The organism is Methylopila henanensis, assembly GCF_042681025.1.
In the GTDB taxonomy this organism is placed as follows: domain Bacteria; phylum Pseudomonadota; class Alphaproteobacteria; order Rhizobiales; family Methylopilaceae; genus Methylopila; species Methylopila henanensis.
This window is the reverse complement of the sequence record NZ_JBHUER010000009.1, coordinates 35,165-49,264: the sequence shown is the minus strand read 5'-3', so window position 1 is coordinate 49,264 and position 14,100 is coordinate 35,165. Positions and strand designations below refer to the sequence as shown.

The window sequence follows — 14,100 nt, the reverse complement described above, 5'->3', positions numbered from 1 at the left end:
AATATGAACATGGACTGGGACCATCTGCGCGTCTTCCTTGCCGTGGCGCGCAAGGGCCAGCTTCTCGGGGCCGCCCGGGCGCTCGGGCTGAACCACACCACCGTCGCCCGCCGGCTCGACGCGCTGGAGGCGGACATGGGGGCGACGCTGTTCGAGCGGCGGCCCTCCGGCTCGGCGCTGACGCCGGCGGGCGAGCGGCTCGTGCCGGTCGCGGAGCGGATGGAGACCGAGCTGCTGCAACTCGCCTCCTCCATGCGGGCGGGGGAGGCGGAGGTCGCCGGGCCGGTGCGCATCGGCGCGCCGGACGGGCTCGGCAACCTGCTGCTGGCGGCCGAGCTCGGCGCGTTCGCCGAGCGCCATCCCGGCCTCGCGATCGAGCTGGTGCCGCTGCCGCGCACCTTCTCGCTGTCGCGGCGCGAGGCGGACATCGCGATCGGGCTCGACCGGCCGACCCACGGCCGGCTGATCGCGGCGAAGCTCGGCGACTACAGCCTCGGGGTCTACGCCGCGCCCGCCTATCTCGCCCGCGCCGGGAGGCCGGAGACCCGCGAGGCGCTATCGCGCCACGCGGTGGTGACGGGGGTCGAGGACTTCCTCTACGCCGCCGCGCTCGACTACGCGACCGCGCTCGAGGACGGCGCCGGGCGGCTGTTCCGCTGCGCGAGCGTCGTCGGCCAGATGGAGGCGATCCGCGCCGGCGCCGGCATCGGCGTGCTGCACGACTTCGCCGCCGCGGGCGATCCCGGCCTCGTCCGCGTCCTGCCGGAGATCAGCTTCCGCCGCGCCTACTGGATGATGAGCCACGCCGACACCCACGGCGCGGCGCGGATCGCGACCTGCCGGGCCTTCCTCGCCTCGCTGTTCCGCGAGCGCCGCGCCCGCTTCCTGCCCTATGAGGGCGGCTGACGGCTCACTGGAACAGCTCCCGCGCCTGCCAGAACTGGTCGGCGATGTAGTCCATCACGATCCGCACCCGGGCGATGTCGCGCTGGGACTCGTGCACCACGAGCCACCACGAGCGCTTGAGCCGGACCGAGTTCTTCAGCACCGGCGCGAGATCCGGGAACTGGGCGGCGAGGAAGCGCGGCAGCACCACCAGCCCGCCGCCGCCGCGCGCGGCGTTCATCTGCGCGATGATGTTGGAGCTCTGCAGGCTCGCGCGCGCGCCGCGGGCGGCCTCGTCGAGATAGTCGAGCTCGGTCGTGAAGATCAGGTCGTCGATGTAGTCGATGAAGCGGTGGCGGCGCAGGTCGGCGGGGACCCGGATCGGCGGGGCGGCGTCGAGATAGGCTCGGCTCGCGAACACGCCGAGGGCGTAGTCCGTGAGCTTCCGCGTGGCGAGCCGGCCCTGCTCGGGCAGCGACAGCACGATGGCGAGGTCGGCCTCGCGCTTGGTCAGGTTGAACACCCGCGGCATGGCGACGAGCTGCAGCGTGAGGTTGGGGTAGCGCTCCGTGAGCGCGGGCAGCCGCGGCGCGAGGAAGAAGGCGCCGACGCCGTCCGGCGCGCCGATGCGCACAGAGCCGCCGGCCGAGAGGTCGCGGCCGCCGATCTCCTCCTGCGCCAGATGGATCTGGTTCTCGACCGCCTCCGCCGCCTCCAGCAGCCGCTCGCCGGCGGGCGTCAGCGCGAGGCCGGACGGCGTCCGCTCGAACAGCCGCGCCCGGGTCGCCTCCTCAAGCGCGGTCACGTGGCGGCTCACCGTGGAGTGCTTGACGCCGAGGGCGACGGCGGCTCCCGACAGCGTGCCGGCGCGGGCGACGCTCAGGAACGCCCTGAGATGCTCCCAGTTCGGGGTCTGGCTCATGTCGATTTCCGCACAACGGATGCCGTGATTTTGGCTGTAGCCGCTCAGCAATCGGCAGGCTACGCCTTGGGAAGGAAACGTCAAAGGCGCGATCCGCCATAAGAGCGGGCGGCCGGGATGGGGACGACGGGCTGCGCGCGACGAGCGCGCCGGCGCGGCCGCGACCGTCCGAGCAACGGAGGGCGCTGGCTCATGGCGAAGATCGGCTTCATCGGCCTCGGCAACATGGGCGCCCCGATGGCGGCGAACGCCGTCCGCGCCGGCCACGCCGTCCGGGGATACGACATCGCGGCGGCGCGCTGCGCCGAGGCCGCGGCCCAGGGCGTCGCGATCGCGGCGGACGTGGGCGACGCCGCCTCGGGCGCCGACATCGTGGTGACGATGCTCAACGCCGGGGCGACCGTGGTCGACGTCTGGACCCGCGTCGCGCCGCGGCTCGCGCCCGGCGCGCTGATGATCGACAGCTCGACCATCGACGTGGACAGCGCCCGGCGGGCCCACGCCGTCGCGGCCGAGGCCGGGCTGCTGTCGCTCGACGCGCCGGTCTCCGGCGGGGTCGAGGGCGCGACCGCCGGCACGCTCACCTTCATGGTCGGCGGCTCGGAGCAAGCCTTCGCGAAGGGCCAGCCGCTGCTCGCCGTCATGGGCCGGCGGATCGTCCATTGCGGCGGCCCAGGCGCCGGCGACGCCGCCAAGATCTGCAACAACATGATCCTCGGCGTCAGCATGATCGCGGTCAGCGAGGCCTTCATCCTGGGCGAAAGCCTGGGCCTGTCGCGGCAGGCGCTGTTCGACGTGGCCTCGAACGCCTCCGGCCAGTGCTACGCGCTCACCACCCATTGCCCGGTTCCGGGCCCGGTGCCGGGCTCGGCCGCCAACCGCGACTACCGGCCAGGCTTCGCCGCGGAGCTGATGGCGAAGGACCTCCGGCTGTCGCAGGACTGCGCGCGTTCGTCCGGCGCGCCGACGCCGATCGGCGCCGCGGCCTCGGCGCTCTACGAGCGTTTCGTCGACGCCGGCGGGCGGGGCGTGGACTACGCGGGCGTGATCCGCTTCATCCGCGAGATGGAGGAGCAGGAGCGTGCCCCGATCGCCAAGGCCGGAGAATAAAGCCGGGAACAGGGACTGCGGACGCCCGCAGGGGCGGCCGAACGATGACGCCGGAGAACCGGCGCGCGAGGAAACGCAATCAAGGGGAGCTGAAACGCCATGAAGACCCGTCGCCTGCTCGCGGCCGCGGCCGCGCTTGCCCTGCTGCCGATGTCGGCCGAGGCCCAGACCGCCAAGACCCTCAAGATCGGCGTGCTGAACGACCAGTCCGGCCTCTACGCCGACATGGGCGGCGTCGGCTCGGTCGCCGCCGCGCGGCTCGCCGTGCAGGATTCCGGCCTGATCGAGAAGGGCTGGAAGATCGAGGTTCTGGGCGCCGACCATCAGAACAAGCCCGACATCGCCTCCAACATCGCGCGCCGCTGGTTCGACGTGGAGGGCGTCGACGTGGTGACGGACGTCACCAACTCGGCGGTCGCGCTCGCCATCAGCTCGCTCGCCCGCGACAAGAACAAGGTCGAGCTGGTCTCGGGCGCCGCGACCTCGGAGCTCACCGGCAAGCAGTGCTCGCCCAACACCATCCACTGGACGCACGACACCTGGGCGCTCGCCAACGGCACCGGCAAGGCGATCGTCCAGACCGGCGGCGACACTTGGTACTTCATGACCGCCGACTACGCCTTCGGCCACGCGCTCGAGCGCGACACCGAGGCGGTGGTGAAGGCGAGCGGCGGCAAGGTGCTCGGCAAGGTGCTGACCCCGCTCAACACGCCGGACTTCTCCTCCTTCCTGCTGCAGGCGCAGAGCTCGGGCGCGAAGATCGTCGGCCTCGCCAATTCCGGCGTCGACACCTCGAACTCGATCAAGCAGGCGGCCGAGTTCGGCATCGTCGAGGGCGGCCAGAAGCTCGCGGGCCTGCTGGTCTACCTCACCGACGTGCATTCGATCGGCCTGCCGATCGCGCAGGGGCTGCTGCTGGAGGCGGCGTTCTACTGGGACCTGAACGAGGGCACGCGCGCTTTCTCCGACCGGTTCTCGAAGGAGATGCGCGGCCGCAGGCCGACCATGGTGCAGGCCGGCGTCTACGGCTCCGTCATCCATTACCTCAAGGCCGTCGAGGCGCTCGGCGACTCCAAGGACGGCAAGGCCGTGGTGGAGAAGATGAAGGCCACGCCGACCGACGACATCGTCATGGGCAAGGGCCAGGTCCGCGCCGACGGCCGCAAGATCCACGACATGTATCTCTTCGAGGTCAAGGCGCCCGACGAGTCCAAGGGCGAGTGGGACTACTACAAGCTCCGCCAGACCATCCCGGCGGCCGAGGCGTTCCGGCCGATCGACCAGGGCGGCTGCCCGCTCGTCACCACGAACTGACCCGCCGGGTCAGCTTCCGCAGTCCGCGGGCGTCCGGCCCGGCGACGGCCGGGACGTCCGCGGCCCCCTTCCTTCCCGAACGAAAATGACGGAGCATCCGATGCCCGAGATGATGGTGCGCAAGATCGTCGTGCAGATCGAAGAGACCCACAGCGATTTCGGACGGCCGGTCGATCCGCCGTCGCGCAAGGCGACGGTCGCGGCGGTCATCCGTAATCCCTTCGCGGGCCGCTACGTCGAGGATCTGGCCGAGCTCTACGCGCTCGGCGCCGAGGTCTCGACCGTTCTGGTGCAGCGCGCGATGGACGCGCTCGGCGCCGGCCCCGACGACATAACCGGCTACGGCAAGGCGGCGATCATCGGAACGGACGGCGAGATCGAGCACGCCGCGGCGCTGATCCATCCGAAGTTCGGCGCGCCGGTGCGCTCCGCCACCGGCGGCAAGGACATCATCCCGTCCACCAAGAAGATCGGCGCGCCTGGCGCTGCGATCACCTTCCCGCTCACCGGCAAGACGTCGATCTGGAGCTTCGACGACATGGACGCCTCCGAGATCGCGATCCCCGACGCGCCGCGCGCGGACGAGGCGGTCGTGGTGCTTGCGCTCGGCATCGGCGGCCGGCCGCTGCACCGGATTAAGCTGCCGGACGCCTGAGCGCGCACGGACCCGCGGGGCGGCCTCGACGCCGCCTCGCGTGATAGAACGGCTTTGGGGAAACGTCTCCGCCGAAGACCTGGGATCAACCGGGCTCGCGCGGCGCGCTTGAGAAGAGGAGGCCGCAATGGACGGGGAGCACATCCTCGAGACCGAAGGGCTGTCGAAGAGTTTCGGCGGCTTCGCCGCGGTCTCCGACGTCGGCCTGAAGGTGAAGCGGGGCACGATCCACGCCCTGATCGGGCCGAACGGGGCCGGCAAGACCACCTGCTTCAACCTGCTGACGAAGTTCCTCGCCCCGACGGCGGGCTCGATCCGCTACAACGGCCGCGACATCACCCGCACGAACGCCGCCGGCATCGCGCAGCTCGGGCTGGTGCGCTCGTTCCAGATCTCGGCGGTGTTCCTCCACCTGACGGTGCTGGAGAACGTGCGGGTGGCGCTGCAGCGGCAGCGCGGCGCCTCGTTCGATTTCTGGCGTTCCGAGAAGGCGCTGAAGCGCTACGACGCCGCCGCCATGGCGCTGCTGGAGGAGTTCGGCCTCGCCGACGTCGCCCATCGCGAGGCGACCGAGCTGTCCTATGGACGCAAGCGCGCGCTGGAGCTCGCCACCACGCTCGCGCTCGAGCCGGAGATGATGCTGCTGGACGAGCCGATGGCCGGCATGGGCCACGAGGACATCGCGCGCATCGCCGGCCTGATCCGCAAGGCCGCCGAGGGGCGGACCATCCTGATGGTGGAGCACAATCTCTCGGTGGTCGCCGACCTCTCCGACCGCATCACCGTGCTCGCCCGCGGCAAGGTTCTGGCCGAGGGCGACTACGCCGCCGTCTCCGCCGACCCGCGCGTCATCGAGGCCTATATCGGAGCGGGACATGCTTGAGCGCGTGAACGCCGCGAAGGCCGAGCTCGCGATCGAGGACCTGCACGCCTGGTACGGCGAGTCCCACATCCTGCACGGCGTCGGTTTCGAGGTGCGCGAGGGCGAGGTGCTGACGCTGCTCGGCCGCAACGGCGCCGGCAAGACCACGACCCTGCGCTCGATCATGGCGATGGTCGGCCGCCGCACCGGCTCGATCCGGATCGGCGGCGTCGAGACCGTCGGGCTGCCGTCGCGCCGGATCGCCCGGCTCGGCGTCGGCTATGTGCCGGAGGAGCGCGGCATCTACGCCAGCCTCTCGGTGAAGGAGAACCTGCACCTGCCGCCCGAGGTGCGGCCGGGCGGGCTCACCGACGACCAGATCTTCGAGCTGTTCCCGAACCTCAAGGAGCGGCTGTCGAGCCAGGGCTCCAAACTCTCGGGCGGGGAGCAGCAGATGCTGGCGCTCGCCCGCATCCTCAGGACCGGCGCCAAGCTGCTGCTCTGCGACGAGCTGACCGAGGGGCTCGCGCCCGTCATCGTGCAGCAGATCGGCGCGACGCTCCGGACGCTCAAGGACCGCGGCTTCACCGTGCTGCTGGTGGAGAGCAACTTCCGCTTCGCCCAGAGCGTGGCCGACCGCCACCTCATCGTCGAGCAGGGCCGGATCGTCGACGCCGTCCTGAACGACGAGCTCGAGGCCAACCTGCCCAAGCTCAACCGCTATCTCGGGGTCTGAGCCATGATGATCCCCTTCCTCGACATCTCGACCCAGGCGCTGTTTGGACAGCTCCTGCTCGGGCTCATCAACGGCTCGTTCTACGCCCTGCTGAGCCTCGGCCTCGCGGTCATCTTCGGGCTGCTCAACATCATCAACTTCACCCATGGCGCGCAGTACATGCTGGGCGCCTTCGCGGCCTGGATGCTGCTGAATTACCTCGGCGTCGGCTACTGGTGGGCTCTGCTGCTGGCGCCGCTGATCGTGGGCGCGACCGGAATCGTGCTGGAGCGGCTTCTGATTAGCCGGCTCTACAAGCTCGATCACATCTACGGCCTGCTGCTGACCTTCGGCCTTGCGCTGATCATGCAGGGGCTGCTCCGCAACCATTACGGCGTCTCGGGCATGCCCTACGCCATGCCGAAGGAGCTGACGGGCGGGCGCAACCTCGGCTTCATGTTCCTGCCGAACTACCGCGCCTGGGTGATCGTGGCCTCGGTCATCGTGTGCTTCGGCACCTGGTTTCTGATCGAGCGCACCAAGCTCGGCGCCTACCTGCGCGCCGCGACCGAGAACGCGGCGCTGACCCAAGCCTTCGGCATCAACGTGCCGCTGCTCGTCACGCTGACCTACGGCTTCGGCGTTGGCCTCGCGGCGCTCGCCGGCGTGCTCGCCGCGCCGATCTACTCGGTCAATCCCAACATGGGGGCCGACATCATCATCGTGGTGTTCGCGGTGGTGGTGATCGGCGGCATGGGCTCGATCCTCGGCGCGATCGTCTCCGGCTTCGCGCTCGGCCTGATCGAGGGCCTGACCAAGGTGTTCTACCCCGAGGCCTCGACCACCGTGATCTTCGTGATCATGGCGATCGTCCTCCTCGTGAAGCCCGCCGGCCTGTTCGGGAGGACCGCATGACCGCCGCCCACGACGCTCCCGCGCCCGCCGCGGCGATCGGCCCGACGCCCGCCTCGCTGCCGCGCGAGGCCATGGCGACCTACCGGCTGCTGTTCCTCGGGCTCGCGGGCCTTCTCGTCGTCGCGCCGCTCGTCATCTACCCCGTGTTCGTGATGACGGTGCTGTGCTTCGCGCTGTTCGCCTGCGCCTTCAACCTGCTGCTCGGCTATGGCGGGCTGCTGTCCTTCGGCCACGCCGCCTTCTTCGGCATGGCGGCCTACGTCACCGGCCACGCCGCCAAGGTCTGGGGGCTGACGCCCGAACTCGCGATCCTGCTCGGCGTCGCGGCCTCGGCCGGGCTCGGGCTCGTCGTCGGCGCGCTCGCGATCCGGCGGCAGGGCATCTACTTCTCGATGATCACGCTGGCGCTCGCCCAGATGGTGTTCTTCTTCTGCCTGCAGGCGAAGTTCACCCATGGCGAGGACGGCATCCAGGCGATCCCGCGCGGCGCGCTGTTCGGCGTGATCGACATCAGCGGCGACTGGGCGCTCTACGTCTTCACCGCCGTCGTCTTCATGGCGGCGCTGCTGGCGTTGTTCCGGATCGTGCACTCGCCGTTCGGGCAGGTGCTGAAGGCGATCCGGGAGAACGAGCCGCGCGCGATCTCGCTCGGCTACGACGCCGCCCGCTACAAGCTCGCGACCTTCGTGTTGTCCGCGGGCTTCGCGGGGCTCGCGGGCTCGATGAAGGCGCTGGTCTCGCAGATCGCGACGCTGACCGACGTGCACTGGTCGATGTCGGGCGAGGCGATCCTGATCACGCTGGTCGGCGGGGTGGGCACGGTGTTCGGCCCGATCGTCGGCTCGGTCATCGTGATCGCGATGCAGAACTATCTGGCGCAGCTCGGCGCCTGGGTGACGGTGGCGCAGGGCGTGATCTTCGTGGTCTGCGTGCTCGCCTTCCGCGAGGGCATCGTGGGCGTGCTGGCGCGACGGCTGAAGATGCGGCTCTGATCGGGCGGACGCGCGGCCGGAGCGGTTGACCCTCTCCGGCCGATCGTCGAGAAGGGGCCGTTTCGCCCGCGCCCCCGAGGACCCGCCCATGACCGGCTTCGCCACCTCCGCCGACCAGGACCGCATCGCCTACGAGACGGCGAAGATGTTCCTGGAGATCAAGGCAGTCCAGTTCTACAGCGACAAGCCGTTCATCTTCACCTCCGGCTGGGCGAGCCCGGTCTACACCGACACCCGAAAGATCATCTCGTTCCCGCGCCTGCGCACCGCGGCGGTCGACTACGCCGTGCGCACCATCGCGCGCGACATCGGCTACGAGGCGATCGACGTGGTGGCCGGCGGCGAGACGGCCGGCATCCCGTTCGCGGCCTGGGTCGCCGACCGGCTGATGCTGCCGATGCAGTATGTGCGCAAGAAGCCGAAGGGTTTCGGCCGCAACGCGCAGATCGAGGGCGTGGTGACGCCGGGGTCGCGCGGCCTGCTCGTCGAGGACCTCGCCACCGACGGCCGCAGCAAGCACGTATTCGCCCAGGCCATGCGCGACGCCGGCATGACGGTGGAGCACTGCTTCGTGTTTTTCTTCTACGACGTGTTCCCGAACAGCCGCGAGATGCTCGCCGACATGGGGCTGAAGCTGCACTACCTCACGACCTGGCGCCACGTGCTCGAGGTCGCCAAGGCGAGCGGCCATTTCGAGCCCAAGGTGCTGGCCGAGGTCGAGAATTTTCTGAACGCGCCGGCGGAATGGTCCGCCGCCCATGGCGGCGCCTCGGAGCTGAAGGCCGGCTGAACCATAACGAACGACGCAGCTTCGCTGCGCCCCTCAACCCGCGCCGAGCAGCTCCCTGAGCCGGCCGCGGTTCAGGGCGAGCCACTGCAGGCCGATCAGCAGATAGGCGTTGGTCGCCGTCGCGCCGTCGAGCGAGGCGATCGCGGCGTCGATCGGCGCCGCGAAGGGCCGGGTCAGCTCGTGTTCCTCCGGCGCCCCCGCATGCTCCGGCAGCGCGCCGGCGTCGACCCGCGCGAGGAACAGCGTGGCGTGCTCGTCGACGATGCCGGGCGTCGGCAGGAAGGTCAGCAGCGGCTTCGACAGCGCGAGCGGGACAAGGCCCGTTTCTTCCTCGAGCTCGCGCCTCGCGGCTTCGGCCGCGTCCTCGCCAGGCTCCATGCGGCCGGCGACGATCTCCACCAGCTCCCCGGCGCCGGTCGCAAGCGCCGCCGGAGCGCGGAACTGGCGGATGAACACCGCCTCGTCGCGCTCGAGGTCGACCGCGATCACCGCCACGCAGGGGCCGGCGCGCAGCACCTCGCGCTGCTGCCTGATCTCGCCGCGTCCGCCCGCGTCCGGCAGCGTCACGCGCCAGAGCTCCAGCTTGCGGTAGCCGTCGTGCAGCAGCTCCGGCCCGTCGAGCGCGACCTCGCCGGCCTGCGCCGCGAAGAGGTTCGCGCCGGTCACTGCGCCACCGCGTGGGAGGCCTTGGCCTCGATGTCGAAGGCGGCGGCGAGCAGGGCGCGGGTGTAGTCGGTCTTCGGGGCGGCGAACAGCTCCGCCGCCGGTCCGTGCTCCACCACCTTGCCGCCGCGCATCACCACCAGATCGTTGGCGAGCGCGCGCACCACCTTGAGGTCGTGGCTGATGAACAGGAAGGACAGCTTCCGCTTCGCCTGCACCGCGCGCAGCAGGTCGACGATCTGCGCCTGCACCGACATGTCGAGCGCCGAGGTCGGCTCGTCCAGCACGATGAAGGCCGGCTCCAGCGCAAGCGCGCGGGCGATCGCGATGCGCTGGCGCTGGCCACCGGAGAACTCGTGGGGGTAGCGGTCGAGCGCGTCGGCGCCAAGGCCGACGTCGGCGAGAGCGCGCGCCGCCGCCTCCCGCCGTTCCGCGGGCTTCAGCGCCTTGCCCTGCACGTCGAGGCCTTCGGTCACGATGTCGACCACCGTCATCCGAGGCGACAGCGAGCCGTAGGGGTCCTGGAACACGATCTGCATGTCGGCGCGCAGCGGCCGCATGGCGGCGGAGGAGAAGCCGTCGATCGCCTGCCCGAGATAGGCGATGCGGCCTTCGCTCGCGATCAGCCTGAGGATCGCCAGGCCCAGCGTGGTCTTGCCCGAGCCGCTCTCGCCGACCACGCCGAGCGTCTGGCCCTCGCGCACCGTGACCGAGACGCCGTCGACCGCCTTCACATGGCCGACCGTCTTGCGCAGCAGGCCGCGCCGGATCGGGAACCACACCTTGAGGTCGTCGACCTCGACCACGGCGCGCGCCTCGGCGTCCGTCGGCGGCGGCGCGCCCTTCGGCTCGGCCGCGAGCAGTTTTCGGGTGTAGGCGTGCTCGGGGGAGGCGAACACGCGGGCCGTCTCGCCATGCTCGACGATCCGGCCCTCGGTCATGACGCAGACCCGGTCCGAGATGCGCCGCACGATGCCGAGGTCGTGGGTGATGAACAGCATGGCCATGCCGAGCCGGCCCTGCAGCTCCTTCAGCAGGGCGAGGATCTGCGCCTGCACGGTGACGTCGAGCGCGGTGGTGGGCTCGTCGGCGATCAGCAGGTCCGGCTCGTTCGCGAGCGCCATGGCGATCATGACGCGCTGGCGCTGGCCGCCGGACAGCTGGTGCGGAAAGGCGTCGAGCCGCTCCTCCGGGTTCGGGATGCCGACCTGCGCCAGGAGCTCCAGCGTCCGCTCGCGGCACTTCGCCGCCGACCAGCCGCGATGGACCTTCAGCACCTCGCCGACCTGCCGCTCGATCGTGTGCAGCGGGTTGAGCGAGGTCATCGGCTCCTGGAACACCATGGTGATGTCCGCGCCGCGCACCTTGCGCAGCTCCCGCTCCGAGGCTTTCAGCAGGTCGCGGCCCTTGAACAGGATTTCGCCTGAGGGATGCCCCGCGGCCGGGTAGGCCAGCAGCTTCACGATCGACAGCGCCGTCACCGACTTGCCCGAGCCGCTTTCGCCCACGAGCGCGAGCGTCTCGCCCTTGGCGAGGTCGAACGACACGCGGTCGACCGCGAGCGTCCGCCCGCCCTCGCGGGCGAAGTCGACGGACAGGTCGCGGACGGAGAGCAGGGGAGCGTCGGTCATCGGAACGTCTTCCGCGGGTCGAAGGCGTCGCGGACGGCTTCGCCCACGAAGATCAGCAGCGACAGCATGATCGCGATGACGAGGAAGCCCGAGATGCCGAGCCAGGGGGCCTGCAGGTTCGACTTGCCCTGGCTGAGCAGTTCTCCGAGCGAGGGCGATCCCGGCGGCAGGCCGAAGCCGAGGAAGTCGAGCGCGGTCAGCGTGGTGATCGAGCCGGACAGGATGAACGGCATGAAGGTCAGCGTCGCCACCATCGCGTTCGGCAGCAGGTGGCGGAACATGATGGCGCCGTCGGAGACGCCGAGCGCGCGCGCGGCGCGGACATATTCGAAGTTCCGTCCGCGCAGGAACTCGGCGCGCACCACGCCGACGAGCGCGGTCCAGGAGAACAGCAGCAGGATGCCGAGCAGCACCCACACGTTCGGCGCCAGCACGGACGAGATGATGATCAGCAGGTAGAGCGTCGGCACCGAGGTCCAGATCTCGATGAAGCGCTGGAACAGCAGGTCGATCCAGCCGCCGAAATAGCCCTGCACCGCGCCGGCGACCACGCCGATGACCGACGACAGGATGGCGAGCGCGAGCCCGAACAGCACGGAGAGCCGGAAGCCGTAGATCAGCCGGGCGAGCACGTCGCGGCCCTGGTCGTCGGTGCCGAGCCAGTTCCATTCGAGCTGGGAGCAGCTGCGGGCCTTCGGCGCGTTCCCGCCTTGCGTCGGCGCGGCGTCGCCGTCCGGCGTCCGCCCGACGGAGGCCTTCGAGCATTGCTCGTCCGTCAGCATCCAGGTCGGGGGCGAGGGCGCCGGCGTCGGCAGGTTCAGGTTGATGGTGCGGTAGGAGTAGCGGATCGGCGGCCAGACCATGTAGCCGCCGCTGTCCTTGATCAGCTTCTGCAGATAGGGGTCGCGGTAGTCCGCCTCGGTGTCGAAGTCGCCGCCGAAGGCGGTCTCCGGATAGAACATCACCGCCGGCACGTAGAACGCGCCGTCGTGCTTCACGAGGAACGGCTTGTCGTTCGCGATGAACTCGGCGAACAGCGTGACGAAGAACAGCAGCAGGAACAGCGCGAGCGACCAGTAGCCGCGCCGGTTGGCGCGGAAGTTCGCGAACCGCCGCCGGTTGATCGGCGACAGTTTTCCGCGCGGGACGGCCGGCATCGGCGGCGCGCCAGGCGAGGGCGGGGGGACGGCGGTGGCGGCGTCGGTCATACCGCGCCTCGGCCGGAACGCGGTCGGATCAGGTGACCCTCGCCGTCATGCCCGCACCTTCGCGCGGGCATCCACGACTTGGGGCCGCGCTCGACGCCGAAGTCGTGGATGCCCGGCTTCGCCGGGCATGACGGGGCGTGTGTCGGAAAGGGTCGGATCCTCATGCCGTCACACCTCCCGCGTCTCGAAGTCGATGCGGGGGTCGACCCACATGTAGCTGAGGTCGGAGATCAGCGCGACGACGAGCCCCAGCAGCGAGAAGATGTAGAGGTTCGCGAACACCACGGCGTAGTCGCGGTTCACGATCGCCTCGAAGCCCAGCAGGCCGAGCCCGTCGAGCGAGAAGATCGTCTCGATCAGCAGCGAGCCGGAGAAGAACGCGCCGATGAAGGCGCCGGGGAAGCCCGCGATCAGCAGCAGCATGGCGTTGCGGAACACGTGGCCGTAGAGCACCTGGTTTTCGGTCAGGCCCTTCATGCGCGCGGTCTGGACGTACTGCTTGCGGATCTCGTCGAGGAACGAGTTCTTGGTCAGCAGCGTGGTGGTGGCGAAGGCGGAGATGCCGAGCGCCAGCAGAGGCAGCGTCAGGTGCCAGAAGTAGTCGACGATCTTGCCCCAGAGCGAGAGCTGGTCCCAGTTGTCGGAGGTCAGTCCCCGGAGCGGGAACCAGTCGAGGAAGGTGCCGCCCGCGAACAGCACGATCAGCAGGATCGCGAACAGGAAGCCAGGGATGGCGTAGCCGATCACGATCACGGTCGAGGTCCAGACGTCGAAGCGCGAGCCGTCGCGCACCGCCTTGGCGACGCCGAGCGGGACCGAGATCAGGTACGAGATCAGCGTCATCCAGAGGCCGAGCGAGATCGACACCGGCATCTTCTCGAGGATGAGGTCGATTACGTCGATGTCGCGGAAGTAGCTGCGGCCGAAATCGAACCGGGCGTAGTCCCACAGCATTTTCAGGAAGCGCTCGTGCGCCGGCTTGTCGAAGCCGAACTGCTTTTCGAGCTGCTTGATGAATTCGGGGTCGAGCCCCTGCGCGCCGCGGTACTTGGACGAGATCGGATCGTTGGAGCCGCCGCGCTGGGTCTGCGCCTGCGACAGGTCGGAGCCCGACCCGCCGGAGAACCGGGCGGTGGCGGAGGTGTCCTGGCCCGTCACCTGCGCGATCACGCGCTCCACCGGCCCGCCGGGGGCGAACTGGATGATGACGAACGAGATCAGCATGATCCCGAGGATGGTCGGGATGATCAGCAGCAGGCGCCGCGCGACATAGGCGAGCATGCGGGGTCAGGCCCTCGACATAGGGAGCGAGGCCGCGCCGCGGCGCCTCTTCACCTCTCCCCGGCGGGGAGAGGTCGACCCAAAGGGCCGGGTGAGGGGGCTGGCCAGATGAAGCAGGACGGGTCGAAGCCCCCTCACCCGCTCGGCTTCGCCTCGC

General features: G+C 70.0%; 14 protein-coding genes. 9 read left to right on the top strand and 5 right to left on the bottom strand.

The genetic code is table 11. The annotated features are described in order from the left end of the window. Positions 1 to 9: 9 nt before the first annotated feature. Entirely contained in the window at positions 10 to 906 is an 897-nt protein-coding gene (locus ACFSCV_RS12830) for a LysR family transcriptional regulator (protein ID WP_378799981.1), read from the top strand. A gap of 4 nt (positions 907 to 910) precedes the next feature. Here ACFSCV_RS12830 and ACFSCV_RS12825 read toward each other — a convergent pair whose 3' ends face one another. After that, positions 911 to 1,807 (bottom strand): LysR family transcriptional regulator, encoded by an 897-nt coding sequence (locus tag ACFSCV_RS12825; RefSeq protein WP_271199972.1) that lies wholly within the window; start codon positions 1,805 to 1,807, stop codon positions 911 to 913. 192 nt (positions 1,808 to 1,999) lie between these two features. Between ACFSCV_RS12825 and mmsB the strand changes: the two genes are divergently transcribed. The 8 genes from mmsB to ACFSCV_RS12785 all read left to right on the top strand — a co-directional run bounded on the left by mmsB (position 2,000) and on the right by ACFSCV_RS12785 (position 9,160). Next, positions 2,000 to 2,917, top strand: a complete 918-nt coding sequence (gene mmsB / locus ACFSCV_RS12820) for a 3-hydroxyisobutyrate dehydrogenase (RefSeq protein WP_378799980.1) — start codon at positions 2,000 to 2,002, stop codon at positions 2,915 to 2,917. Between the two features lie 99 nt (positions 2,918 to 3,016). Next, complete coding sequence (locus tag ACFSCV_RS12815; protein ID WP_378799979.1) at positions 3,017 to 4,231, top strand: ABC transporter substrate-binding protein; 1,215 nt, start codon at positions 3,017 to 3,019, stop codon at positions 4,229 to 4,231. A gap of 100 nt (positions 4,232 to 4,331) precedes the next feature. Further along, positions 4,332 to 4,886 carry an amino acid synthesis family protein gene (locus ACFSCV_RS12810; RefSeq protein WP_378799978.1) on the top strand — a complete coding sequence of 185 codons (555 nt, stop codon included), beginning with the start codon at positions 4,332 to 4,334 and terminating at the stop codon, positions 4,884 to 4,886. A 127-nt stretch (positions 4,887 to 5,013) separates the two neighbouring features. Then, a complete protein-coding gene (locus ACFSCV_RS12805; protein ID WP_378799977.1) occupies positions 5,014 to 5,769 on the top strand; it encodes an ABC transporter ATP-binding protein in 756 nt (251 codons plus the stop codon). Then, positions 5,762 to 6,484, top strand: coding sequence for an ABC transporter ATP-binding protein (locus ACFSCV_RS12800; protein ID WP_378799976.1), 723 nt, complete (start codon positions 5,762 to 5,764; stop codon positions 6,482 to 6,484). The genes ACFSCV_RS12805 and ACFSCV_RS12800 overlap by 8 nt, the downstream gene beginning before the upstream one ends. 6 nt (positions 6,485 to 6,490) lie before the next feature. Next, positions 6,491 to 7,378, top strand: coding sequence for a branched-chain amino acid ABC transporter permease (locus ACFSCV_RS12795; RefSeq protein WP_378800036.1), 888 nt, complete (start codon positions 6,491 to 6,493; stop codon positions 7,376 to 7,378). Continuing rightward, positions 7,375 to 8,370, top strand: a complete 996-nt coding sequence (locus tag ACFSCV_RS12790) for a branched-chain amino acid ABC transporter permease (protein WP_378799975.1) — start codon at positions 7,375 to 7,377, stop codon at positions 8,368 to 8,370. Before ACFSCV_RS12795 ends, ACFSCV_RS12790 begins: the two co-directional genes overlap by 4 nt. 88 nt (positions 8,371 to 8,458) lie before the next feature. After that, the gene (locus tag ACFSCV_RS12785) at positions 8,459 to 9,160 is read left to right on the top strand and encodes an orotate phosphoribosyltransferase (RefSeq protein ID WP_271199966.1); all 702 of its coding nucleotides are present in this window, start codon (positions 8,459 to 8,461) and stop codon (positions 9,158 to 9,160) included. A 33-nt stretch (positions 9,161 to 9,193) separates the two neighbouring features. On the opposite strand, the gene ACFSCV_RS12780 is transcribed toward ACFSCV_RS12785, so the two are convergent. The 4 genes from ACFSCV_RS12780 to ACFSCV_RS12765 all read right to left on the bottom strand — a co-directional run bounded on the left by ACFSCV_RS12780 (position 9,194) and on the right by ACFSCV_RS12765 (position 13,943). After that, entirely contained in the window at positions 9,194 to 9,826 is a 633-nt protein-coding gene (locus tag ACFSCV_RS12780) for an NUDIX domain-containing protein (RefSeq protein ID WP_378799974.1), read from the bottom strand. Continuing rightward, entirely contained in the window at positions 9,823 to 11,454 is a 1,632-nt protein-coding gene (locus tag ACFSCV_RS12775; RefSeq protein ID WP_378799973.1) for an ABC transporter ATP-binding protein, read from the bottom strand. The genes ACFSCV_RS12780 and ACFSCV_RS12775 overlap by 4 nt, the downstream gene beginning before the upstream one ends. Continuing rightward, positions 11,451 to 12,662 (bottom strand): ABC transporter permease, encoded by a 1,212-nt coding sequence (locus tag ACFSCV_RS12770; protein WP_378799972.1) that lies wholly within the window; start codon positions 12,660 to 12,662, stop codon positions 11,451 to 11,453. Before ACFSCV_RS12770 ends, ACFSCV_RS12775 begins: the two co-directional genes overlap by 4 nt. A gap of 168 nt (positions 12,663 to 12,830) precedes the next feature. Next, positions 12,831 to 13,943 (bottom strand): microcin C ABC transporter permease YejB, encoded by a 1,113-nt coding sequence (locus tag ACFSCV_RS12765; RefSeq protein WP_378799971.1) that lies wholly within the window; start codon positions 13,941 to 13,943, stop codon positions 12,831 to 12,833. Between the last annotated feature and the right edge of the window lie 157 nt (positions 13,944 to 14,100).

Coding starts and splice junctions, on each gene's coding strand:
- ACFSCV_RS12830 (WP_378799981.1), top strand. CDS start 10: ATGGACTGGGACCATCTGCGCGTCTTCCTTGCCGTGGCGCGCAAGGGC.
- ACFSCV_RS12825 (WP_271199972.1), bottom strand. CDS start 1,807: ATGAGCCAGACCCCGAACTGGGAGCATCTCAGGGCGTTCCTGAGCGTC.
- mmsB (WP_378799980.1), top strand. CDS start 2,000: ATGGCGAAGATCGGCTTCATCGGCCTCGGCAACATGGGCGCCCCGATG.
- ACFSCV_RS12815 (WP_378799979.1), top strand. CDS start 3,017: ATGAAGACCCGTCGCCTGCTCGCGGCCGCGGCCGCGCTTGCCCTGCTG.
- ACFSCV_RS12810 (WP_378799978.1), top strand. CDS start 4,332: ATGCCCGAGATGATGGTGCGCAAGATCGTCGTGCAGATCGAAGAGACC.
- ACFSCV_RS12805 (WP_378799977.1), top strand. CDS start 5,014: ATGGACGGGGAGCACATCCTCGAGACCGAAGGGCTGTCGAAGAGTTTC.
- ACFSCV_RS12800 (WP_378799976.1), top strand. CDS start 5,762: ATGCTTGAGCGCGTGAACGCCGCGAAGGCCGAGCTCGCGATCGAGGAC.
- ACFSCV_RS12795 (WP_378800036.1), top strand. CDS start 6,491: ATGATCCCCTTCCTCGACATCTCGACCCAGGCGCTGTTTGGACAGCTC.
- ACFSCV_RS12790 (WP_378799975.1), top strand. CDS start 7,375: ATGACCGCCGCCCACGACGCTCCCGCGCCCGCCGCGGCGATCGGCCCG.
- ACFSCV_RS12785 (WP_271199966.1), top strand. CDS start 8,459: ATGACCGGCTTCGCCACCTCCGCCGACCAGGACCGCATCGCCTACGAG.
- ACFSCV_RS12775 (WP_378799973.1), bottom strand. CDS start 11,454: ATGACCGACGCTCCCCTGCTCTCCGTCCGCGACCTGTCCGTCGACTTC.
- ACFSCV_RS12770 (WP_378799972.1), bottom strand. CDS start 12,662: ATGACCGACGCCGCCACCGCCGTCCCCCCGCCCTCGCCTGGCGCGCCG.
- ACFSCV_RS12765 (WP_378799971.1), bottom strand. CDS start 13,943: ATGCTCGCCTATGTCGCGCGGCGCCTGCTGCTGATCATCCCGACCATC.